The sequence below is a fragment of the Pseudoalteromonas sp. P80D2 genome (genome assembly GCF_036680945.1).
Taxonomy (GTDB): Bacteria; Pseudomonadota; Gammaproteobacteria; order Enterobacterales; family Alteromonadaceae; genus Pseudoalteromonas; species Pseudoalteromonas shioyasakiensis.
Map to the genome: position 1 here is coordinate 17,012 of NZ_JAZDAR010000015.1, position 23,480 is coordinate 40,491.

Genomic DNA, 23,480 nt, shown 5'->3' on the forward strand with positions numbered 1-23,480 from the left:
GTGCTCCTAATCTACCTGAGTCACAGGGATTGCGTTTAATTGCCATTTCCAGGTTTGTTTGGTTTCTTTGACAGGTAGCATATCAATACAGTCTACAGGGCACGGTTCAACACATAAGTCACAACCGGTACATTCATCAATTAATACAGTGTGCATTTGGCGAGTTGCGCCAACGATGGCATCAACAGGGCAGGCTTGAATACATTTGGTACAGCCAATACATTCATCTTCACGAATATAGGCAACGGTTTTAACTGGATCTGCTTGCTCACCGCCAGCCAGCGGTTTTGCTTCAACACCCATTAAATCAGCGAGTTTTTTTACCGTGGCTTCGCCGCCTGGTGGGCACTTATTGATTTCGTCACCATTGGCAATTGCTTCTGCATAGGGACGACAGCCAGGGTAGCCACATTGGCCACACTGTGTTTGCGGTAAAATGGTATCAATTTGGTCAACAATAGGGTTGCTCTCAACGCGAAAACGAACGGCGGCAAAACCTAAAATTAAACCAAAAATTAGCGCTAATGAACCTAACGCTATCAAAGCATAAAACAAGGTCATATTAAAACTTCACTAATCCTGTAAAACCCATAAAGGCCATCGACATAAGGCCTGCGGTGATCATCGCAATTGAAGCACCTTTAAAAGGAGCAGGGACATCAGCCGCAGCTAAACGCTCACGTAATGCGGCAAACAGTATTAACACCATAGAGAAGCCCACTGCGGCACCAAAGCCGTACACAGCCGATTGTAAGAATGAATGGTCTTCTTTGATATTAAGTAGAGCAACACCTAAAACAGCACAGTTAGTGGTGATAAGCGGTAAGAAAATCCCTAATAAGCGATAGAGTGTCGGGCTGGTTTTTCTCACCACCATTTCGGTAAATTGCACGACAACAGCGATAACCAAAATAAAACTCATGGTACGCAAAAATTCGATATCCAGCGGGATCAAAATATAATGATTCACCAGATAACTAGTCACGGAGGCAAGTGTAAGTACAAAGGTTGTGGCTAAAGACATACCAATTGCGGTATCTAACTTACCCGATACACCCATAAACGGGCATAAACCTAAGAATTGAACTAAAACGAAGTTGTTGACTAGCACAGTGCCAATCAATAACAAGACATACTCTGTCATGCGTGCCTCACGAGAATAAAAACGGCTCTATTATCCTTTTTTATGGGGGCCGACACAACACATGAGGGACGAATAGCTAAAATTAACAAAGCTGTTTACGATTAAAGTGTTAAAGCAAAGTTAATATACCCAAACCACCTCAAGATGCGAGTTTCAGTTGGAATTAAAAGCGATTTAGGCAAGGCATTGATTGCAAACAATAGTGGTTCTATTGTTAAAATCAATAACGCAGTATAAATCGCTTTTAAACCAACCCTTTGGGCGTTTCACAGGCACTTACTCTCATCGTTGTTACTTCTTAAAAGGGACTACCATTGTTGCAAAGTAACGCCTTGATATTAAGCACCTGTGAAACGCTGAATTCTGCATCTTGAGGTGGCTTGGGTATAGCTGGAATAGACCCAAAAATAGTAAGGTTTTTTGGGCCTTAAAGAGGGGTTAGATATCTTTCGGCTTTTCGATGTAATAGCCTTGCACACCATCTAAGCACAGCGTTTCGATGATATGTTTTTCTTCTTGGCTTTCTACGCCTTCAGCAAATACACTCACACCAATACGGTGAGCAAGATCTACCATTAAACGCATAAAGTATTGATTGTTTTTATCTTCTTCGAGGCCGCGAGTATAGCTTGCATCCATTTTGATAAAGTCAGGTTTTAAGTCTCTAAAGAATTTAAATGAGGTTAACCCCACACCAAAACGTTCTACAGTAATGCGTGCGCCCACGCGATGTACCATATCGATAAAGCGTTTACTTGCTTTAATGTTTTGTTGTAATCCAAACTCACTGACTTCAAAAATAAGTTTTGATGCAATGTTACTGTCTTTCAGTAAGCGGCGTTCTAACCAGATCACAAACTGATCATTGTGAGCGCTTGATGCAGTAACATTAATACCAAAGAATTTTTCAGAGAAATTACGCGTTTTAACTTTTTCTAAAGTGGTGTCGATAATTAAGCGGTCAATTTCCATTGCCATTTCTAGCTTCTCTGCCATAGCAAGAAAAGAGGCTGTTGGCAGCATTTGATTTTCTGCAGTTTTAAAACGAACTTGGATCTCGGCATAGGCTTTAACACTTTTACCTATTGGCATAATGTTCTGCATAACCAAGTGAACACGTTTCGACTCAATAACTTCGCTAATAACTTTACGCCAGTTTTGGTTACCAAAACCTGCGCTGGCGTTATTAACTAAGTCTGTTTCGCGCTGCACATGCCATGCATTCGCTTGTTTAGATTGCGCCATGCTCATTGCATTATCAACAATCGATAATAACTCACCAAGCGGCTTACCTTTTTCGTAGCCAACAATACCTGTGTTAGCAACTGAGCTTAATTCTTGGTTTTGCTGATACTGAGTAAAACGCGATTGTAAGTTATCGCCAAAACGTTCAGCTTCTTTAAGAGGGGTATTAGGTAATACCACTGCAAAGTCAGAGCTGTTTAAACGAAAAACCTGACTGCCTGTATAGGTGCCGCTAATATGTTTAATAATATCGGCCACACCTTTTACGTATTCATCACCTTTTTGGTAACCACGGGTTTGGTTGATGGTTTGCAATTCGCTACAACGAACCATGGCAAGCGAACCAAAGGTGCTCTTTTCTGCGTTCTCAATATTCTTTTCGTAGTACTCAACAAACATATTTCGATTGCCAAGGTTTGTAACTACATCTTTATACGCTTCTTTTTTAATATTTAGCGCATTATTTTGAATGTCATCATGCTTGGTCTGTAAGAAATGCGATAGGCGATTGAACGATGGAATTAAATCTTTGCTTAGCTTCTTTAAGCGGGTGGTATCCATCGCTTGCTCAAGGTCACCGTTAACCTGGTTTTGGTTGATATAAATATCAACGATATCTGAAATAGTCGTACTAATTTTACGATTTAGGCGGCGGAACATGCTCTTCATATAAATAATAGGAAGTAGGGCAATAAGGCCTGAAATTAAAACGACAATAAATAAAGACTGTTGTAATAGGCTAGCCAGGTTGTGTGCATTAATCGTAAACTCTACTTTAATGTCAGATGTTTGATTAACGGCGAACTGAGGGCGAATAGAATTAAAACTGTTATTAACTATTTCAGCAAACAAGGGTAGGGATTGGCTAGATTCTACCATGCTAATCACTTGACCTGATTGATCACGGATCACAAGTTTAGAAAAAGTACTGCCATCGGCAAATGCTTTTTGTATTTTCTCTGGTGCAAGTTGCTCAATGGTTTGTGTATTTATATATGCGTTTACTACACGCTGTGCTTTTTGCTGTGCATCACTGACTGCGCTATCAAAGCTAAGCGCAATAAAGTAACCACCTAATAATGCAAACAGCAACCAAGATATAAGTTGTATAAAAATAAGTTTTTTAAAGCCAGCCATGTTCTTATCTTTTAAAAGCCTAAAGGAAGGAATCAATTCCTTGATTGATTGCTTTAAGTATAGTCGTTGTATTCTAAAGCATAATATAGAATAAACTTAAATTAGGTTAGATTATAAGTGCTTTAAAGTCTAATACAATCGACGAATAGTAGTAGATAAAATTTTAATAGATTCGTGGAGTTGGCTCCCCCTCCCCGACTCGAACGGGGGACCTGCGGATTAACAGTCCGTCGCTCTAACCAACTGAGCTAAGGGGGAAGCGTCATGCCTTTCAACGGGGCGAAATATTAATGACAGCATTGCAAAGTGTCAACATAAAAACTTCATAAATTCAAAAAAGAAGCTTATTCGATGTTTTTATGTTCGATCTGAGCAAAATGTAGCTGAAAAGCTCAACATTTTTTGCTTAGCAGCGGGGGATCTATGTCGAATGCATCACTTTTTTGCATGCTTTTTGAGCTGAGTCATTTTTTAAAAATATAAAAAAGGTTTCTTTGCTAAGTCATTCTTTACCAAATCGAGGAAATCACTATTTATGTAATGTTTTTTTCGGATGGCAAAAAATAGATCTAATTCTTTTCGTGGCAGTTCCCACTCCTGATATTTTTTCGTGTATTTCCTTAATGAGGTAAAGGTAGGGTACCCCGATTTTTGATAGAAAATTCTAAAATTAGTTGGCTTCAATTATACACAAGGTAATTTTAGTTCTTTTTATCAGATGTTTAGCTTGTAATCTTTCCTTGTATTTTAATTGTCATACTAAAGTTCACGTAGCTGTAGAACATTTTTTGCGCCTTCTTTTCACTAAACTTATAAAACGGTTAAAACAAGATGCTTTGCTATTTATAGTATTGTGCATTTCAGGCTAGCCTTAAAAGCCTTTATATTTGCGGCTTCTAGAGAGTTATCCACGGTTTCTGTGGATAACTCTGTTTATTAAACTTTAAGAACAGCTATAGTGCTAGGATTTTCGAGGGCTACAGCAATTTCAAGTATTTAATTCACTTTTTTTAATTCATTTTAAATCAATGTGTTAGTGATTTTATCTGAAGCCTCGCTGAATTGATGAGTAAATTTATTCGTGACGATGAAATGGCGCTATTTATTGTGTAAAAAAACAGCGAATACTGCCTTTTAATTGTAACAAAGCTATTAAACTTGTTTTTATATTGTTTTTTATGAGGGTTAGTGGTTATTTTTATGTCAAAGCGCCAAAAGTAATAGTTTTGTGTATGAATTTTGATTCTGTTAATAAAGCATAGCTTGCAAGAGAAGGATGCTTTAAACTTACAGGTTCAGAAAAAGAGGCAAAGTATTCCCATGAGCGTGAAACCGCAGAGCAAAACTAAACCTGATCTTTTAAACTCACCCATTCTGCCAACCTTGAAAAAAATGACCATCCCAATGATCTTTGGCATGATCACCCTAATGATGTTTAATTTGGTTGATACCTTCTTCATTAGTTTGTTAGGTACAGAGCCTCTCGCCGCTGTCAGTTTTACCTTTCCTGTTACTTTTACTGTTATTAGCCTTGCAATTGGTTTAGGGATAGGTACCTCTGCGGTGATAGCTAAAGCACTTGGTAGTGATAAGTTAGATGAAGCACGTTTTGATGCCAGCATGTCGTTGTTGGTATCGGTGGTGATGGTGTTTAGTTTATCTGTAGTAGGTTATTTATTAATAGATCCGATCTTTAAGTTACTTGGAGCAGGCGAATTAGTCTTACCGCTTATTCATGAGTATATGAGTGTGTGGTTCTTAGGCAGCGTATTTCTAATTACCCCTATGGTTGGCAACTCTGTACTTAGAGCCAGTGGCGATACTAAAACGCCAAGTATTGTTATGGGGGGAGCAGGGCTGATTAATGCTATTTTAGACCCTATACTTATTTTTGGCTTTGGACCCGTTCCGGCATTAGGTATTCAAGGCGCAGCTATTGCTAGTGTTATTGCATGGTCAGTTGCTGTCGTTATCATTTTATACATCCTTGCGGTAAAAAATGGTCTATTGAGTTTGCATGCTGGTGTACAAACGCCGCTTAGCTCGATTCGTAAAATTCTTAAAATTGGTTTACCTGCGGCTGGCGCAAATATGCTGACACCTATTGCCATGGCGGTCATGACAGCATTAGTGGCTAAACATGGTCCTGAAGCGGTTGCGGCGTTTGGTGTAGGCAGTCGAATTGAATCTATTGCAAGCCTTGTGGTGCTTGCTTTGTCGATGACCTTGCCGCCATTTGTGAGTCAAAACTTTGGGGCAGGTAAGTTTGAGCGTGTTAAAGAAGCCTACACAAAAACCTTGAAATTCGTGATGATTTGGCAGTTCGCTATTTATATTTTACTGCTGTTAACCTCTGGCTTTATCGCTGATGTATTTGGTAAAGAGCAAGCAGTAATGGATGTAATTAAGTTATTCATTTATATCTTGCCATTGAGTTATGGCTTGCAAGGGGTGATTATTTTATCTAACTCTTCATTTAATGCCCTGCATAAACCAATGAATGCACTGATTTTAAGTGTAGTACGTCTGTTTGTTTTTTATGTACCTTTTGCTTATATAGGCAGCGAAATTGCAGGCTTAACCGGTTTATTTATTGGTGCGGCGATTGGTAACTTATTCACTGCAATGGTTGCCTATAAATGGTTTATTAAAGAAGTTGATGGGTTAAGTGAGTCATATATGAAGGAGTGTCATTCATGAGCGACCATTTCCAACTAGTTTCGAAATTTCAGCCAAGTGGTGACCAACCAACGGCAATAGCGCAATTAAAAGATGGCCTAGAGGCTGGGCTTGCGCATCAAACATTATTAGGGGCTACGGGAACGGGTAAAACCTTCACCATGGCCAATATTATTAATGATTTGAATCGTCCAACTATCATCATGGCACACAACAAAACACTCGCTGCACAGCTTTATGGCGAAATGAAAGAGTTCTTCCCTCATAATGCGGTTGAGTATTTTGTATCTTATTACGATTATTACCAGCCAGAAGCCTACGTTGTTGCCAGCGATACCTTTATTGAAAAAGACGCCTCCATCAATGAGCATATTGAACAAATGCGTTTAAGTGCCACCAAAGCGCTGCTTGAGCGACGCGATACCATTATTGTGGCTTCGGTGTCTGCTATTTATGGTTTGGGCGACCCTGACTCATACATGAAGATGATGCTCTTGCTTAAAGTGGGTGAAACCGTCGATCAGCGCGATATGCTGCGTCGTCTTGCTGAACTGCAATATACTCGAAACGATATTGAATTTAGCCGCGGTACATACCGTGTACGTGGCGAAGTGGTCGATATATTTCCTGCTGAATCGGATACTTACGCAGTTCGTGTGGAAATGTTTGACGATGAAATTGAACGTTTAAGTATTTTTGACCCGCTTACAGGGGCTGTTGAAAAGCACATTGTGCGCGCGACTATTTATCCGAAAACCCACTATGTAACTCCCCGTGAAAAAATTCTTGATGCCATTGATAAAATTAAAGGTGAGCTTAAAGACCGCCGAGCTCAGCTACTTAGTGCCAACAAACTTGTGGAAGAGCAGCGTATTGCTCAGCGCACCCAGTACGATATTGAAATGATGACCGAGCTTGGTTATTGCTCAGGCATTGAAAACTACTCGCGTTACTTATCAGGTAGAACACCAGGCGATCCACCTCCGACATTATTAGATTACCTACCTGATGATGCATTGATGATTATTGATGAATCACACGTTACTGTGTCGCAAATTGGTGCTATGTATAAAGGCGATAGAAGCCGTAAGGAAAATCTTGTTGAGTATGGCTTTCGCTTGCCATCGGCATTAGATAACCGCCCATTACGCTTTGAAGAATTTGAAGCTATTGCGCCGCAAACTATTTATGTGTCGGCAACACCTGGTGACTTTGAGCTTGAGCGCTCATCAGGGGAGGTTGCTGAGCAGGTCATTCGTCCAACCGGGCTTATTGATCCAGAAATTGAAGTGCGCCCTGTGGGCACCCAGGTTGATGACTTACTTTCTGAGATCTATAAACGAGTTGAAGTGAACGAGCGGGTACTTGTTACTACTTTAACTAAGCGCATGGCAGAAGATTTAACCGACTATCTCAACGACCATGATGTAAAAGTTCGCTACTTGCACTCAGACATCGACACCGTTGAACGAGTCGAAATTATCCGTGATTTACGTGCCGGTGTGTTTGATGTGTTAGTGGGCATTAACTTATTGCGAGAAGGTCTCGATATGCCAGAGGTTTCACTTGTTGCGATACTTGATGCAGATAAAGAAGGCTTCTTACGTTCGACTCGCTCACTTATTCAAACCATTGGTCGTGCTGCACGTCACTTAAATGGTAAAGCGATTCTGTATGGCGACCGCATAACTAACTCGATGCGACAAGCCATTGATGAAACAGACCGTCGCCGTGAAAAACAACAAGCTTATAACCTTGAGCATGGTATAGAGCCGCAAGCACTGGTTAAAAGTATCACCGATATTATGGATGTGGGTGAAGAGGCAAGTCCGAAAGATAACCTTAAGTTGGTGCGTAAAGAGTCTAAACAAGTGCTCAGCGCGAAAGATATTGCTAGCCAAATCAAAACCCTTGAAGCGAAAATGCATGCTTATGCTAGCGATCTTGAGTTTGAAAAAGCGGCGTCTGTGCGTGATGAAATTCACGAATTACAACAACAGTTAATTAACTAAAGATGATGACAAACGATTTTTCTGCCATTTTAAATGCCTTAGCAGAGGCTCCACTTGCTGCTAATGAATTATGTCGTGTATTCCATGGCCGTGGTCACTCAGTCGCTGAGCTGAGCCACATAAACTTAGACTTTTATCCGCCAGCACTTTTTTTAGTTTCATATGAAGAAATAGATGAACAAGTGCTAGCGCAATTAACTGATACCCTGTGGCAATGGGCGCAACAGAATGCGCCAGAGCTTGTAAGTGCATTGGTTTACCAACAACGTAGCGGCATTAACACTCGTAATGCCCTAATGTTTGGTGAATTACCCCAAGAGCACCATGTCAGTGAAAATGGTATTAAGTTTAAAGTCGATTTATTGAGTCGCCAAAATACTGGGATTTTCCCTGATATGCGCCGTGGCCGAGAGTTTGTTCAAGCCAATAGTAAAAATGCAAAAGTGCTCAACCTATTTTCATACACGTGTGGCTTCTCTGTTGCAGCAATGCAAGGCGGTGCTGACCAAGTTATTAATATGGATATGAATAAAGGGGTGCTGCGAACTGGTAAACAAAACCATCAGTTAAATGGTTTTGCTCAAGGGGTTAGTTATTTTCCGCACGATATTTTAAAATCATTCGGTAAACTAAAAAAATCAGCGCCGTATGAATTAATCATTGTTGATCCACCGAGCTTTCAAAAGGGCAGCTTTATATTGACCAAGGATTATCAAAAAATCTTGCGTCGTTTACCTGAGCTGTTAAATGAAAACACCCAATTATTACTGTGTGCCAATAGCCCTGAGCTTTCAGAGCAGGCGTTTAAAGAACTCATTAGCGATCATACACAAGGAGCAATTAGTTTTGTTGAGCGATTAGCTCCTACCGATGGTTTTATTGAAGTAGACAGTGATCGCAGCTTAAAAGCGTTAGTTTATAAAACAGCAAACTAATGGCACTGAGTAAACGACTATCAGCCATCATTGATGTGGTAGATTCAGGTTATGACGAAATCTGGGATTGTTGCTGTGATCACGGTTTGTTAGGCATTGAGCTGCTACAGAAAGATAAAGCACCGCTTATACATTTTGTTGATATTGTGCCTGAGTTAATGCAGGCACTAGGTGATAAACTCGAACGTTTTGCTAAAAGAGAGCAACGCGGCCGTTGGCAGGTACATTGCCAAGATGTAGCAATGATTTCACCAGATCCTAAAAAACGCCATCTTGTTATTATTGCTGGAGTGGGTGGTGAGTTGTTAGTGCAGTTCTTAGCGAAGATTGTAAGCCAACAGCCAAATACGCACATCGACTTTATTGTTTGCCCTGTACATCACAGTTATCAAGTTCGTAGCTATTTACAAACACTGCCATTGGGGCTCGTCTCTGAGCAGTTAGTGTGTGAAAACAAACGATTTTATGAAGTTATAGCCATGAGTGCGTCATCCTCGCAACAGATCACTCGAGTAGGGCACTCAATGTGGCAGCTAACAAGTAAAGAGCACCAAACGTATTTAAAGCAGTTATGTGCTCATTACCAACGTATGTTAAATCAAGACGCCGATTATTATCAGCCTGTGCTTGAACAATACAGGGCATTATTGTCTTAATTAGAGTTAACTTAATTAAAGTTTATTAATCTCTTGTTTTACGCTGTAGCTAGAGTCAGTAATAATGGCTTCGAGAGTTTGTACTCGCTCTCTTAGCTCTTGCAGCTCTTTTGTTACTTCGGCTACATGTTCGTTGGCTTCTTTTGAATTTTTTAAAGTTCGTGATTTAAACTCAAGGTGTTTTTTATACATATCATAAATTACCCCAGAGCCAACTGATATCAGCACGATTAACACCACCATGGTAGTACCTGACATACACTTCTCCTTCCTTTTTAGTACCCAATACCAATTCACTATAATACTTAATCATTTTGAGGGATTAAACCTGTCGCTAACTGCGTTAAAAATTTCTCATTTAGAACAACTAAATAACGAAATTTTTGCCTTGTTATCAACGAGGTTTTATTGCCTCAAAATAGACTACTTAATTAAGCGAATTGGTATAATAGAGTATAGATTGTATTTAAAAATGCAATTTGCATTCTGTTACAAGGTGTTTCGTTTTAGAAACGGCTTGATGCGAATAAAGCCTGTAACGAGCATGGTACCTGCGATAACACAGAGTGCGCCAACCAAGGTATTGGGACCAATTTGCTCATCTAAAATTAAATTTCCCCACACTATGCCAAAAAGTGGAATCAAAAAAGTAACAGTCAACGCAGAGGTTGGGCCAATGTCATCAATCAAGCGAAAGAACAAGATATATGCCACTGCAGTACACAGCACTCCGAGTGCCACCACACCAAGCATAACCTCGTTACTTGGCATTTCTCTGGCAGGAATAACAAAAATAAGCGGCAGCACCATGATACTCGCCGCCCACATACTGCCATGGGCATTATCAAAAGCAGATAACTTAGGTGCATGTTTAGTGTAATGGGATGCGATGGCGTAGCTGAGTGAAGCACACAATGCCGCAACAATTGCTGTGATAGCTTGGCTGTCGATAGTGAGGCTATTTTGCCCCACTAAAATGGCTACGCCCGTTAAGCCTAATAGCAAGCCAAGCAACATACTTTTAGTGGGTTTTGTTTTACTCCAAATAATACCGACTATGGCACCCCAAATTGGCGTTGTTGAGTTTAATATGGATAAGGTAGATGCATTAATTGTTTGTGCTGCATAGGCAAACAATAAAAAAGGAATGGCGGAATTAAGCGCGCCAATAATGAAAAAATGCTTTTTGTGGGTCGCGAACGCAAGTTTCTTGCGTAAGTACAGCGCAAAAATAAACAGTGTTATTGCTGCAAAGCCGACTCTTAACTCAATTAATACTGCAGGGCCTAAGCTATTCGCTGCCATGCGCATAAATAAGAAGGAAGCGCCCCAAATAGCAGCAAGGATGAATAAGCGTAATAAACTTGGCAATGACATGGTTTTACATTCTTAAATTATAAAACCTGAGCATACCAAATTTATGCCCCAATACTCGCCATTTTCGGACTATTAATCAGTTGATTGTGGGAGTTTCTTTTCGAAATCAGACTTTACGATTTCTAAAGCTGCTAATACATCTTCGGCGGGAACGTCGTTTTGCTCTAAGAGCATAATGAGATCAACAGCAATTTTTATATAGTTAGGTGCGCTTTCTAACTCATTGCTCATTTTTGCAGTTCCTTTTTCTTAGCAACTTGGCTGATGGCCACATCGATAGCAGTTTGCACTTGTTGCTCCATTTTAATACGCTCTGTTTGTGGTAAGTAAAATTCCATATCGACATCGTAGCGGATGTAGCGGGCTGGCAGTTGATTTAATACGGTGCAGCATAAATCTGCCATAACATCATCACTATAGGTTGATTCTAAGTTGCGCTTAGTGATGTCTTCGACAACTAATTTTTCATAGTAGTTGTGAATGTCGTCATGCAATTTCATACAGAGTGAGCCTAATTAAAAAGTCTTTTTAAGTGTATACCAAGCTTTAAAATAAATCGACAGCAGCCCTAAAAAGCTGGCCATGTACATCAACCAAACGGCTTACATTTCGTTGATAGCCACCGCCCATAGCTGCAAACACTGGGATATCAGCTTCCTTTGCTTGGTTTAATACAAAATAGTCACGTTGATACACTCCCTCTAAACTCACTTGAAAGTGCCCTAACTCGTCATCTGTTGCGATGTCTGCGCCGGCGTTATACAAAATGATATCTGGCTGGTGGAGTCTAGTTGTTAGGGCTAAAGCTTGTTTGACTGTCTCCAGGTATTCTGCATCTGAAGTGCCATGCTCTAAAGCAAAATCGTAGTTTGATTGCTGCTTAATACGCGGGAAGTTTTGCTGACAATGAATTGAGCAGCTAATTATTTGAGGATGTAGTTCCGTAACTTCAGCTGTGCCGTCTCCTTGGTGAACGTCACAGTCAAAGATTAATACGGTGTCGGCTTGCTCAGTATCAATCAAGTGTGCAGCAGCTATCGCTAAGTCATTAAAAATACAAAAGCCACTACCATATCCCGTAAAAGCATGATGATAACCACCACTTAGGTTAAAAGCAGCACCCTGTTGTATGGCAAACTCAGCGCCTTGAATACTCGCCCCAACAGAGTAAAGTGTTCGTTCAACCAATTCAGTGGACCAAGGAAAGCCCATTTTTTTAATTGCTTTGCTATCAAGATTACCAGCTAAAAATGCGTCGACATAGTCGGGGTTATGGCACAGAGTAAGCTGCGCTTTAGTGGCTTGTTGTGGGGTAATGAAGTGCTGCTCATCAATAAAGTTGCTGACAAGCTTTTTTAACAAACGATATTTATCAATGGGAAAGCGGTGACGCTCAGGTAAAGCTAACGCTGAATAACTTGGATGGTAGTAAAACATTATCTCAGATGCTGTTTCTCGACCTGTTGAATTTTGTCTTCAGTGGCAGAAATTGCCTTACGACAACGGCCAAGTCTTGCGTGTAATGCGAGTATTTCTTTGTTAATTTCGGCTGCTTGCTGTGTATTTGCAGCTTCAAGTTTTAGTTTTCGCTCTTCGATCATCAATACTAACCGGCGTTCAAACTCATGGTTTTGTTTTAGTTCGTCATACAGTTCATGGGATGACTGCATGATTTTTTTAACTGCTTGCTTATAAACCTGTGGTTTAGCTTTTGGCTTAAAACTATACTTATTTTCTTTAGCCCAAACTGGGGTTGATTTGATCACATTAAATACCGCTTCTACCTGAAGGGTAATGCGCTCAAGCGCATATTGGTAGGCATGGCGATGCTCAGCAGGCGGCAGGCTGTTTAGTTCATCTTCGATTTCGCTTACGTAGTCAGCCAGCTTCATACTTTTTGTGCTAAACACGGCTTTATCAAACAAACTTGGTTGGGCTTGCATATAGCGGTTTTTAGCAAATAAATTACCCTTATCAAATTGTGTGGCTAATTGTTTGAGCCTTTCAATTTGTGAACGTAGTTTATCAAAAGCAGTCGATTGCATTTATAAATAAGCCTCATAGATCAACTTTAACGCTAACACTATAACCACAGTGTTAAACACTGGGCGGATCATTTTACCACCAAACTTAATTGCTGAATGTGCTCCTAACCATGCTCCAAGCATCAAGAAAAAGCCCATTGTAATACCAAGTAAAAAGTTCACATGGCCAAGCGCCACGAATGTGATTAAAGAAATAAAGTTTGAAACAAAGTTCATTGAGCGGGCAAGGCCACAGTTAAGCAATAAGCTCATTTTATATAATAGGCTATTTGATGCGGTCCAAAAGGTACCAGTTCCTGGGCCTGCTAAACCATCAAAAAAACCAAGTCCAAGACCTTGCAGCCATTGTTTAACTTTAGTTTTACCATCAAGCTCTGGTAGCTCGTTATGCTCAGTTGTACTTAAGCTGCCAAATAAGCTGTAACAAGCAACTAAAATAATCACCACTGGTAGTAATTTATTTAAAAATTCAATACTTAAGTAATCAACCACTAAAGTACCTATGAGTGCACCAATGGCTGTTGCTAAAATGGACGCAGCCCAAAACCGTGGGTTGAACAACTTTTTACGAAAATAAGTCACGCTGGCCGTCAATGAGCCAAAACTCGCTGCAAGTTTATTTGTGCCTAAGGTGAGGTGGGGCGGTAAGCCTGCAGTTAATAGCGCTGGCACAGTTAACATCCCGCCACCGCCTGCAATTGCATCAATAAAGCCCGCTGCCAGTGCGACTGCGCATAATAGTGCCCAGGTTGCTGGGTCTAAAGCTAATTCAAACATTAATAATCAATTTGTCTTTTAAAAGGTGGCAAGGTATCGAGCATGGCTTTGCCATATCGCTTGGTCACTAAACGGCGATCAAGGATAGTAATGCGACCCTGATCATTTTCTTTGCGCAGCAGTCTACCACAGCTTTGTACTAATTTCTTTGCCGCATCAGGTACGGTTATCGAAAGAAACGGATTGCCACCTTTACTTTGCACAAACTCAGCCTGAGCTTCTTCTATTGGTGAGGTGGGTACCGCAAATGGAATTTTTGTAATTACCAGGTTTTCTAGGTACTTACCCGGTAAATCAAGACCCTCAGATAAACTTTGAGTGCCAAATAAATAGCTAGCACGGCCTAAATCTATATTAGCTTTATGCTTTTTAAGCAGAGCTTCACGAGACATTTCACCTTGCACTAAGACCTCAATTCCTTTGCTACGCAGCGCTTTAACAACATGATCCATCTGCCAGTAAGAGGCAAACAACACTAAATTTGCTTTTTTATCATCAAGGAACTTAGGTAATTGCTCAGCCAAGTGGTCGCTAAACGCTTTATCGGTCGGCTCAATATGGCTGGCAGGGATATGTAGCGTCGCTTGTTTTGGGTAATCAAACGGAGAAGGGACTTTTATGTATTTTACGCCTTCTTCTTTGGCAAGACCGCATTCATAGGCAAAGTGATCAAATGAACCCAATGCAGTTAAGGTGGCTGAACAAAGTACGGCACCCGCGCATTGATTCCATAATTTATCTTTTAGGTAATAGCCAACTTCAATAGGGCAATCACTGAGTAAATGGTCGTGATGGTTCTTATATTCCAAGCGTTTTATCCATCGCGCATGGGGAATACCTTCGCCTTTTGTGGCGTAGCTAAACCACAGCTTGTTCAATAACTCTAGGCGATTAATGTACTGACCACTTTCAGCCAAGATTGGATCGGCCACATAAGGTTTTATATCGCCATCACTTACGTCTTGCACTAGGGTATCGTGCATCTTGTTGAGTGCTCTTAGGGCATCAAGGGTGGCATCGCTAATATCTTTTGCTTTGGTATGTAAAGATGCTGGGATTTCACCGTGCTCAAAACGATAGGTGTCATCACTGTTATAGTTAAAGTCTGCGTTATCAAGAATATCACGCACCACTTTTAAGTTCTTACCAGCATCATTGATACTGTCACTGAGCTTAAAGTTTTGCCCAATCGCTTTTTGACCTACGAGCACATTAGCCATTTTACCAGCAAATTTAACCAGCTTGTCGAGCCAGTCTATAGTGCCTTTAATGGTTGCTGCAGCAGAAGAAAAATCGCGGGTGATGTGCGCTAAATGGTGCGCTTCATCGATTACATAAATCGTGTCGTCAGGTTCAGGTAAAATTTTACCGCCACCCAAATCAAGATCAGCCAGTAATAAAGAATGGTTGATCACTAGCACATCCATTTGCATAAGACGCTGACGTGCCATATGAAAAGGGCAGAGCTGATGAGCGCGCATTTGTCGTTGGCATGAATGCTTATCACAGGCAATTAAATTCCACACTTTATCAGGAATAGTATCAGCCCAGCTATCGCGGTCACCTTGCCATTGCTTTTTTGAATAAGCATCATAAAGTTGCTTTAAGCATTTGGTTTCCATATCAGATAGCGGCGATGACAGGGTCGGCATAAACTCCATTTGCGTTTGACTGTCGCCATTAACGGCGGCACTGAGTTTTTGTGCACAGATATAACGCTGTCGACCTTTCACTAAATCAAACTTGATGTCCAGGCCAGAGTGCTCTTTAAAAAAAGGCAGCTCCTTACTAATTAACTGCTCTTGTAGGGCAACGGTTGCCGTCGAAATCACTAATTTCTTTTTCTTGGCCATCGCTAAAGGCAATGCCCCTAAACAATACGCCAACGACTTGCCGGTCCCTGTGCCTGCCTCAATAACACAAATTCGTTGGCTCTTGTGATACTCGCCAGCCAGAGTTTTTGCTATCTCGGCAACTAAATAGTTTTGACTGCTTCGAGGGCGATAATCGGTGAGGTTATCAGCAACATGCTTATGAATTTGCCGAATTGTTTTTTTTAAAGAGTCAGAAAGCATGCCCAGAAAACCTAAAGTATGTATATAATTACAGTAATGAATTTTAGAGATTTAACCGGGCAACTACAAGCGACTTGTTTGATTATTATTTTATTAGCTTCAATAGCGGCTCTAAGTGAACTTTATAATTTGTCCATTGCGTTAAAGCATCTTTGTAAATCGGTTGTCTTACTTGCTCTGAGCTTGGTGTCATTATCGGACGCTGATGATTATAAAAGCTCATGCAGCTTTCATGCATTTCTAAACTACAATAATCAAGCAACTCAGAAACTGTATTGGAAAAATCATTAACAAGGTTTTGATAGTCAACGTTGAAGATTTCATCTGGATAAAGAGCGTGCCAGTGCGACATTAAATCTGCGTAATCATTTATATATTGTGCAAGCGATTTGAAATCGTAGCTATAGGCGTGGCCCTCAGAAAAAGAATGCTTGTATAAACTCCATGCTGTTGCGGCTTTATCTCTTGTTACTTCGAGAATTTTAGCGTTTGGAAATAGAGTTTTTATTAATGCGATATGATGAAAATTTGCGGGTTGTTTGTCGATAAAGACCTTATTTTTTCCGCGTAGTGGAGCAATAAAATTTAAATACCTTGCGGCATAATGAGTCTTATCTTGTTCTGAAAGTTTATCAAGGCCATAAGGTACATCTGAGAGTTTTTTACTCTCAAGCTCTCGCGCAATTGCGTTAATTTCTGTTAATTCATAACTTGCATCAACATCAGGGTGGCTTGCTAAAATTTGCTCAACTAAGGTAGAGCCACTGCGGGGTAAGCTGACGATAAAAATCAGCTGTAACGACTCATCAAATGCATTATGAGCCATTGGCTTTTGAGTTAAATGTTGCGTGCAACGAGAAGTGAAATTACTCGGCTTATAGGGAGTTAGTGACTTTTGAATACTGTTCGCTTTTTCTAACATCGCAAATGATAAGCTGAAGTTACCTTGTTGTTCATATGCCTTTGCGAGCGCAAAATAGAATTGAGCACTATTAAGGTTTGGCTTAGCAGCTTGCGTGAGCTGTTCTAGAAAGTCTACATCCTTACTGTCAAAAATGTATGTCTTTAAGTTTGCTAAATTCCAGTAAGCCTCACCAAGTCTTTTATCTATTTGCAGTGCTTGTTTGTAGTGATCAATTGCAAGCCCTGTATTTCCTTTTATTTTTTCAATGTTGCCAAGGCGAAGGTGGCATTGGGCTGCGTAATAGTTTGCATCAAGTAACTTGTTATAGATGGTTGTAGCTTCATCAAATTGCATTAATTTTACATGAGCGATCGCTAATAGGCTCTCAATGTATAATGTCGGTGAAGATATCGAAGAGTGGTAAAAAGAGATTAACTCATCAAATTGCTTGGTATTGAGTAGGGCTTTACAGTAGCTTTCTTTAACAGTTTGTTTTTGCGAGTTGTTCTCAAGGTTATGTTTTGATATTGCAAAGTAAGCTTTGCTATCACCCACTTTAAATGCGATCTCAGCCAGCGTTTCGAGTGCTCTATATTCATTTGGTACTAATTTTAATAATTGCTGAATGGTTTGCTGCGCTTGCAGAGGGTTTTGATTGGTTAATTGTTGTTTAGCCGTGTCTAATTGTTTATTAAACCAATGAATCATTTCATATTGTTTGAGTGCACTTTGCTGTTGTTCATGCTCTTGCAGTAGTTTGTGAATATTAGCAAGTAAAGCCCAGCCATCGTGATATTCTGGATTTTCATTGAGTACCTCTAACAACATAACTTTAGCTTTATGTGGTTCTGTAGCAACGAGTGTCTTTGCGTTATTAATCGCATCAATTGGGCTCATAATTGGCTCTTATAATTTTATGTAGTTAGGGTGTACTATACCCCTTCCGTAATAGATATTTGAAGTAAATGGTTACAGATACAGGTTTTATCCTTTCTAAAGAAGCGTTTGATAGCTCATCAGGGGTTAGTTTTGTGTTTTGGCTCTGGTGTGAAAACGGCCCTTTAAAAGTACAGGTTGAGCACCAAGAGGTGGTATTTTTCATTCCTGAAAACCAAGTAACTGCTGCAAAGCGACTATTACAAAATCAAAACATTCATGCTCGTTTTGCTGATGCCAAACTAAAAAACTTCCAAAATCAGTCGGTGATATGCTGTTATTTTAAATCGTTAAAAGATTACTACAGCGCCATTAAGGTTTTAAAAAGTTCACAACTAGTTACTTTTGAAGATGATGTTAGGCCAATTGACAGATTTTTGATGGAGCGTTTCATTAAAGGCTCAGTATGGGTAAAAGGTGAAATACAAATACGAAGCGGTTTTCGACTGTTAAAGAACGCTAAATTAAAACCAAACAATGAATTTAGACCTTTTTTCAAACATGTTTCTATTGATATTGAGTGTAATGGCGAAGGCGTACTATTTTCTATTGGCTTAGTCGGAAAAGGCATTGATAAAGTCTTAATGATAGGGCGCCCAGAGCCAACGGCTCATCTAGATTATCAAATCAATTGGTGTGAAGATGAAATAGATCTTCTTACTCAGTTTGAAAATGAAATTCAGCGAATTGATCCTGATGTACTGATTGGTTGGAATGTTATTGAATTTGACTTCAGTGTGCTTCACGCAAGAGCTGAGGCGTTAGGTATATCTCTAAAGCTTGGTCGCAACAAAGAAATAATGCGCGTGCGCTCGGGAAACATTACTCGCATAACAATGCCTGGTCGCGTAGTTATTGATGGTATTGATACCTTAAAAAATGCCACTTATCACTACGACAGTTTCAGTCTTGCCAATGTAGCGAGTATCGAACTTGGTGAAGAGAAGCTGATCAGCACAGATAATCGTCTTGAAGAAATTATTCGCCAGTTTAATGAAGACAAACTGTCTCTTGCTAATTACAACAGGCAAGACTGTATTTTAGTTCTGCGGATTTTTGAGAAATTAAAATTACTCGATTTTGCAGTTGTAAGAAGCCAACTCACCGGACTTGAATTAGAACGAATGGGCGGCTCAGTTGCGGCTTTCACTAACCTTTATCTGCCGCTACTGCATAGAAGTGGCTATGTAGCCCCTAATTTAGGCGATCATGGGTTAAGTTTTGACAGCCCAGGTGGTTATGTTATGTCATCGCAGCCGGGCCTATATAAGAATATCTTGGTGCTTGATTACAAAAGCCTCTATCCATCAATAATGCGTACATTTTGTATAGACCCTCTGGGACTAATTGAAGGGTTAAAAAAGCCAGATGACGCAATCGAAGGCTTTAACCAAGCACAGTTTTCACGTACTGAGCACCATCTACCTGAGCTTATTCGTGAACTTGCAGCAACAAGGCAAATGGCCAAAGATAAAAACCAACCTATGCTCTCGCAGGCAATTAAAATCATCATGAATAGCTTATATGGTGTACTTGGCTCTAAAGGTTGTCGCTTTTATGACCCGAGATTGTCGAGTTCAATTACTTTGCGTGGCCATGAGATAATGCAAACAACTAAGCAATGGATAGAGGAGTGGGGCTACAACGTCATTTATGGTGATACAGATTCGACCTTTGTTAAGCTTGATGATGATCTAAATTCACTAAACTGTAATGAAATCGGTACGAAACTGGCGGAGAAAATTAACAAACGCTGGCAGCAGGTTTTGCAGAAAGACTATAAAATAGACAGCTTTTTAGAAATTGAGTACGAAACTCACTATAGCCCATTTTTTATGCCCACTATTAGAGGCAAAACAATGGGTTCAAAAAAGCGTTATGTAGGAAAAGTCGAAAAAAATGGTGCTTCAAAATTAGTTTTTAAAGGTATGGAAACCGTAAGGAGTGATTGGACAGAACTTGCTCATGAGTTTCAAACAGAATTATTTGAGATATTATTTGCTGAAAATTATAGCCAAGAATTAATTTTTCAAGCCTTTGATAGGTATGTTAAAAAACTATATGCAGGTGAGTTTGACGCTAAGTTAATCTATCGCAAACGCCTGGGTCAGCATTTAACTGATTACCAAAAAAACATCCCTCCCCACGTTAAAGCAGCGAAACAGTACTTAGCTGACAATCCTCATCTTGGATTTCAGCGTGGACAAATAATTAAATATGTTTACACCGCTAACGGCGCTGAGTACTACACAGGTCACCATAATTACGATTATGGCATTTATGTTAACAAACAATTGTTGCCAATAGCTGAAATGATTGTTGTTGATTTAGGTACTAAAGTTTCGTCACTAAGTGACCGTCAGATACAGCTTTTTTAGAAAAATTAACATTTTTTTGACTCTTTGTTGCGATGAATGATCGGTAAGCTCAGTTTAAACGCTTATTTGTGTGTTTTTTGTCCACAAAACAAGAAAAAGTAAACTTTTTGCTGCTTCATTAAAAAATTGTAAATAAAGGGCTGGATATTTTGTTTTATTTGTTTATTATTTGTTTGTCGCAGTCCTGATGCGATACAAATAATAAACAAGCTTATGCTAAATATAGCCACAATATAGTGGTCCAGGGAGAATCAAATGTTAAATAATAAAGTTTCAAAAGCAGTTCGCTTAGCGCTTGCTTTTGGTACAGCTTCAACAGCTGCGTTTTCTGTAAACTCTTATGCTGCTGAAGAAGAAGCAGTAGAAAAAGTTGAACGTATTGAAGTTACAGGTTCACGTATCAAACGTACTGATATCGAAACTGCAAGCCCAGTACAAGTTACAACAGCTGAAGAAATCGAAGTAGCTGGTTTCACTCGTGTTGAAGACATGATGAACAGCTTGCCTCAACTAGAAGCTTCAAGCACTGCATTCCAATCAAATGGTGCTTCTGGTACTGCTACTCTTGATTTACGTGGTATGGGTTCACAGCGTACTCTAGTACTTATCAACGGTCGTCGTATGCAAGCTGGTGGTATCTACAGCCAGTCTGCTGATATTAACCAAATTCCAGCTGCACTTATCAAACGCGTTGACGTTATGACAGGTGGTGGTTCATCAACTTACGGTGCTGACGCGGTAGCGGGTGTTGTAAACTTCGTGATGGACGATCAGTTCGAAGGTTTCGAAGTAAACCTTGGTTCAACAGCTTATCAACACGATAACGACAACGAGTACATCCAAGGTTTAATGGATGACCGTGATTTTGATTACCCTGATGGAAGCTCAGGCTTTGACGGTTCATCGTTTGATTTCTCTGCTACTTTAGGTGGTTCATTCGATAGCGGTAAAGGTCATGCTGTAGGTTATTTCACTTACAACAAACAAAACGAATTACGCCAAGGCGCACGTGATTACTCTTCATGTGCTCTTAATGCTGCAGGTACAGCGTGTGGTGGTTCTGGTAACGCGGTAGTTCCTAACTTCTATATCTCAGGTGTAACTGACACAGGCGCATTTGATTGGGATGATTACGATTACTGGACACTTGGTTCTGATAGCAGCTTCATTCCTTCAAGCGGTAACGTTTATAACTACGCACCAGTAAACCACTTTATGCGTCCGGATGAGCGCCACACAATGGGCTTATTCGCTAACTATGAAGTAAACGATAACTTCCACCCATTCATTGAAGCTATGTTCATGCGTGACCGTACTTCTGCACAAATCGCAGAATCGGGAACGTTCTTTAATGAAAACTACGTAATCGATTACGATAGCCCTCTTCTTACAGATGCACAGCGTCAAAACCTAACTGACCGTTTCGGTTTAACTTCTGGTGACCAATTTGCTACTTACATTGGTAAGCGTAACGTTGAAGGTGGCCCACGTGTTAACCAACTTGAGCACAGCTCATTCCGCTTAGTACTAGGTAGTAAAGGTGAAATCAGTGACCTTTGGTCATATGAAGCGTTCATGCAATATGGTTCAACTTCTTCATCTTCTGCATACGAAAATGACTTCTTCGGTCCACGTATCAGTACTGCGCTTTCTGCAAATGGTGAAGACTGTGCCGCAACTGATGGCTGTATCCCTTACGAAGTATTCACATACCAAGGTGTTTCTGCTGAATCAGCTGGCGCATTAACTGGTACTGCGATTCTTAACGGTGTTACTGAACAGTTCATCGTAAGTGGCTTCGTAACAGGTGAATTTGAATTTGGTCTTCCTTCTTCAGATTACCCACTTGCTGCAGTATTCGGTGCTGAGTACCGTGAAGAAACATTTGGCCGTACAGCGGATGAAGTTTACGCACAAGGTCTATTACTTGGTCAAGGTGGTCCTACTAAGAGCCTTAACGGTGAGTACGATGTAACTGAATTCTTCGGTGAGTTAAGTATTCCTATCGTTGAAGGTATCACTGGTGTTGAAAGTCTATTAATTGACTTAGGTTATCGTTGGTCTGATTACAGTACTTCAGGTTCAGAGCCTACTTATAAAGTAGCAATGAACTGGGACGTAACTGAGAACTGGAAAATCCGTTCAAGTTACAACCGTGCTGTACGTTCTGCAAACAACGGTGAGCTATTCGCTCAACAAAGCCAAGGTTTATGGGCAGGTGTAGATCCATGTGCGACTGCAACTCCAGAACTTAGCCAAGCAGCTTGTGCTAACACAGGTATTACAGCGTCTCAATACGGTAACGTAGGTAAGAGCCCTGCAGATCAGTATAACGGTTTCTTCGGTGGTAACCCTGATCTAAGCCCTGAAATCGCAGATACAATCACTCTAGGTGTTGTTGGTAACCCATTTGAGAGCTTTAACTTCTCAATCGATTACTGGGATATCGACCTTGAAGATGCAATCGGTGCAATTGACCCAGAGTTAATCGTTCGTCAGTGTGGTCTAACAGGCGATGCTCAATTCTGTGATAAGATTGAACGTACTCCTGGTAGCGGCAGCTTATGGATTGGTTCTGGTCAAGTTGTAGCAACAAACACTAACTTAGGTAACATTCATTTTGAAGGTGTTGATTTAAGTGCTAACTATGACATGGAAATCGGCGGTGGTACACTTTCTACAAGCCTAATCGGTACTTACATGATGACTAAAGAATATGAAGATATTCCAGGTGTAAGTGAACCGTATGACTGTGTTGATACACTAGACAATGGCTGTTTCCCACAACCAGAATGGCGTCATGTTCTAACTGCAAGCTACGACACAGGTAGCTGGTGGAAAGCTACTGCTAAATGGCGTTACTTCAGTGCAGTTAATGACTACACAGGTTCTGACACTTTAGTTCAAGACGGCATTGGTTCACAAAGCTACCTTGACCTTAAAGGTTCATTCACTATCAATGATTACACTCGCGTACTTGTTGGTGTGAACAACGTATTAGATAAAGAGCCACCACTAGTAGGCGGTACATTATCTACAAATGGTAACGCAGTTGCTGGTTACTACGACACTCTAGGTCGTTACTTCCACGCAAGCGTTTCATTAAAATTCTAATTTGAATTAATTAATGTATGATAAAGCGAGCTTCGGCTCGCTTTTTTTATGGGGAAGCTTTTATAT

General features: G+C 40.3%; 18 protein-coding genes and 1 tRNA gene. 6 read left to right on the top strand and 13 right to left on the bottom strand.

Annotation, left to right across the window (positions count from 1 at the left end):
* Positions 1 to 6 precede the first annotated feature (6 nt).
* The 4 genes from rsxB to VRK28_RS00235 form a co-directional block, all read right to left on the bottom strand.
* On the bottom strand, positions 7 to 561 hold the full coding sequence (gene rsxB, locus VRK28_RS00220; protein WP_054563643.1) for an electron transport complex subunit RsxB: 555 nt from the start codon (positions 559 to 561) through the stop codon (positions 7 to 9).
* 1 nt (position 562) lies between these two features.
* Positions 563 to 1,144 (bottom strand): electron transport complex subunit RsxA, encoded by a 582-nt coding sequence (gene rsxA / locus VRK28_RS00225; RefSeq protein ID WP_054553689.1) that lies wholly within the window; start codon positions 1,142 to 1,144, stop codon positions 563 to 565.
* A 438-nt stretch (positions 1,145 to 1,582) separates the two neighbouring features.
* Entirely contained in the window at positions 1,583 to 3,526 is a 1,944-nt protein-coding gene (locus VRK28_RS00230; protein ID WP_062567019.1) for an EAL domain-containing protein, read from the bottom strand.
* 181 nt (positions 3,527 to 3,707) lie between these two features.
* Positions 3,708 to 3,784 (bottom strand) — tRNA-Asn (locus VRK28_RS00235).
* Between the two features lie 1,062 nt (positions 3,785 to 4,846).
* Between VRK28_RS00235 and VRK28_RS00240 the strand changes: the two genes are divergently transcribed.
* Genes VRK28_RS00240 through VRK28_RS00255 form a run of 4 tightly spaced genes read left to right on the top strand, consistent with a single transcriptional unit; the run spans position 4,847 to position 9,808 of the window.
* A complete protein-coding gene (locus VRK28_RS00240) occupies positions 4,847 to 6,226 on the top strand; it encodes an MATE family efflux transporter (protein WP_058583763.1) in 1,380 nt (459 codons plus the stop codon).
* Positions 6,223 to 8,217 (top strand): excinuclease ABC subunit UvrB, encoded by a 1,995-nt coding sequence (gene uvrB / locus VRK28_RS00245; RefSeq protein WP_054563646.1) that lies wholly within the window; start codon positions 6,223 to 6,225, stop codon positions 8,215 to 8,217. The genes VRK28_RS00240 and uvrB overlap by 4 nt, the downstream gene beginning before the upstream one ends.
* A gap of 5 nt (positions 8,218 to 8,222) precedes the next feature.
* Positions 8,223 to 9,152, top strand: a complete 930-nt coding sequence (locus tag VRK28_RS00250) for a class I SAM-dependent methyltransferase (RefSeq protein ID WP_062567018.1) — start codon at positions 8,223 to 8,225, stop codon at positions 9,150 to 9,152.
* Positions 9,152 to 9,808, top strand: a complete 657-nt coding sequence (locus VRK28_RS00255) for a tRNA (adenine(22)-N(1))-methyltransferase (protein ID WP_062567017.1) — start codon at positions 9,152 to 9,154, stop codon at positions 9,806 to 9,808. The genes VRK28_RS00250 and VRK28_RS00255 overlap by 1 nt, the downstream gene beginning before the upstream one ends.
* Before the next feature lie 15 nt (positions 9,809 to 9,823).
* Here the strand turns inward: VRK28_RS00255 and VRK28_RS00260 are convergent, their stop codons facing one another.
* The 9 genes from VRK28_RS00260 to VRK28_RS00300 form a co-directional block, all read right to left on the bottom strand.
* Positions 9,824 to 10,066, bottom strand: coding sequence for a hypothetical protein (locus VRK28_RS00260; RefSeq protein ID WP_332393077.1), 243 nt, complete (start codon positions 10,064 to 10,066; stop codon positions 9,824 to 9,826).
* 231 nt (positions 10,067 to 10,297) lie between these two features.
* Positions 10,298 to 11,185, bottom strand: coding sequence for a DMT family transporter (locus tag VRK28_RS00265; protein WP_062567016.1), 888 nt, complete (start codon positions 11,183 to 11,185; stop codon positions 10,298 to 10,300).
* 72 nt (positions 11,186 to 11,257) lie between these two features.
* Positions 11,258 to 11,416, bottom strand: a complete 159-nt coding sequence (locus VRK28_RS00270; protein WP_082710998.1) for a YbaM family protein — start codon at positions 11,414 to 11,416, stop codon at positions 11,258 to 11,260.
* Positions 11,413 to 11,685: a late competence development ComFB family protein gene (locus VRK28_RS00275; protein ID WP_062567015.1), complete on the bottom strand. Its 273-nt coding sequence runs from the start codon at positions 11,683 to 11,685 to the stop codon at positions 11,413 to 11,415. Before VRK28_RS00275 ends, VRK28_RS00270 begins: the two co-directional genes overlap by 4 nt.
* Before the next feature lie 46 nt (positions 11,686 to 11,731).
* Complete coding sequence (locus VRK28_RS00280) at positions 11,732 to 12,625, bottom strand: histone deacetylase family protein (protein WP_208855504.1); 894 nt, start codon at positions 12,623 to 12,625, stop codon at positions 11,732 to 11,734.
* Positions 12,622 to 13,230 (bottom strand): primosomal replication protein, encoded by a 609-nt coding sequence (locus tag VRK28_RS00285; protein WP_062567013.1) that lies wholly within the window; start codon positions 13,228 to 13,230, stop codon positions 12,622 to 12,624. The genes VRK28_RS00280 and VRK28_RS00285 overlap by 4 nt, the downstream gene beginning before the upstream one ends.
* Positions 13,231 to 14,007, bottom strand: a complete 777-nt coding sequence (locus VRK28_RS00290) for a TSUP family transporter (protein ID WP_062567012.1) — start codon at positions 14,005 to 14,007, stop codon at positions 13,231 to 13,233.
* A complete protein-coding gene (gene dinG, locus VRK28_RS00295) occupies positions 14,007 to 16,082 on the bottom strand; it encodes an ATP-dependent DNA helicase DinG (protein ID WP_058583755.1) in 2,076 nt (691 codons plus the stop codon). Before dinG ends, VRK28_RS00290 begins: the two co-directional genes overlap by 1 nt.
* Positions 16,083 to 16,167: 85 nt before the next feature.
* Positions 16,168 to 17,883: a tetratricopeptide repeat-containing sulfotransferase family protein gene (locus tag VRK28_RS00300; protein ID WP_062567011.1), complete on the bottom strand. Its 1,716-nt coding sequence runs from the start codon at positions 17,881 to 17,883 to the stop codon at positions 16,168 to 16,170.
* A 68-nt stretch (positions 17,884 to 17,951) separates the two neighbouring features.
* On the opposite strand from VRK28_RS00300, the gene VRK28_RS00305 reads away from it, so the two are divergent.
* Both VRK28_RS00305 and VRK28_RS00310 read left to right on the top strand, forming a co-directional pair.
* The gene (locus VRK28_RS00305; RefSeq protein WP_062567010.1) at positions 17,952 to 20,300 is read left to right on the top strand and encodes a DNA polymerase II; all 2,349 of its coding nucleotides are present in this window, start codon (positions 17,952 to 17,954) and stop codon (positions 20,298 to 20,300) included.
* Positions 20,301 to 20,555: 255 nt separating this feature from the next.
* Positions 20,556 to 23,414 carry a TonB-dependent receptor domain-containing protein gene (locus VRK28_RS00310; RefSeq protein ID WP_058583752.1) on the top strand — a complete coding sequence of 953 codons (2,859 nt, stop codon included), beginning with the start codon at positions 20,556 to 20,558 and terminating at the stop codon, positions 23,412 to 23,414.
* The last annotated feature ends 66 nt before the right edge of the window (positions 23,415 to 23,480 follow it).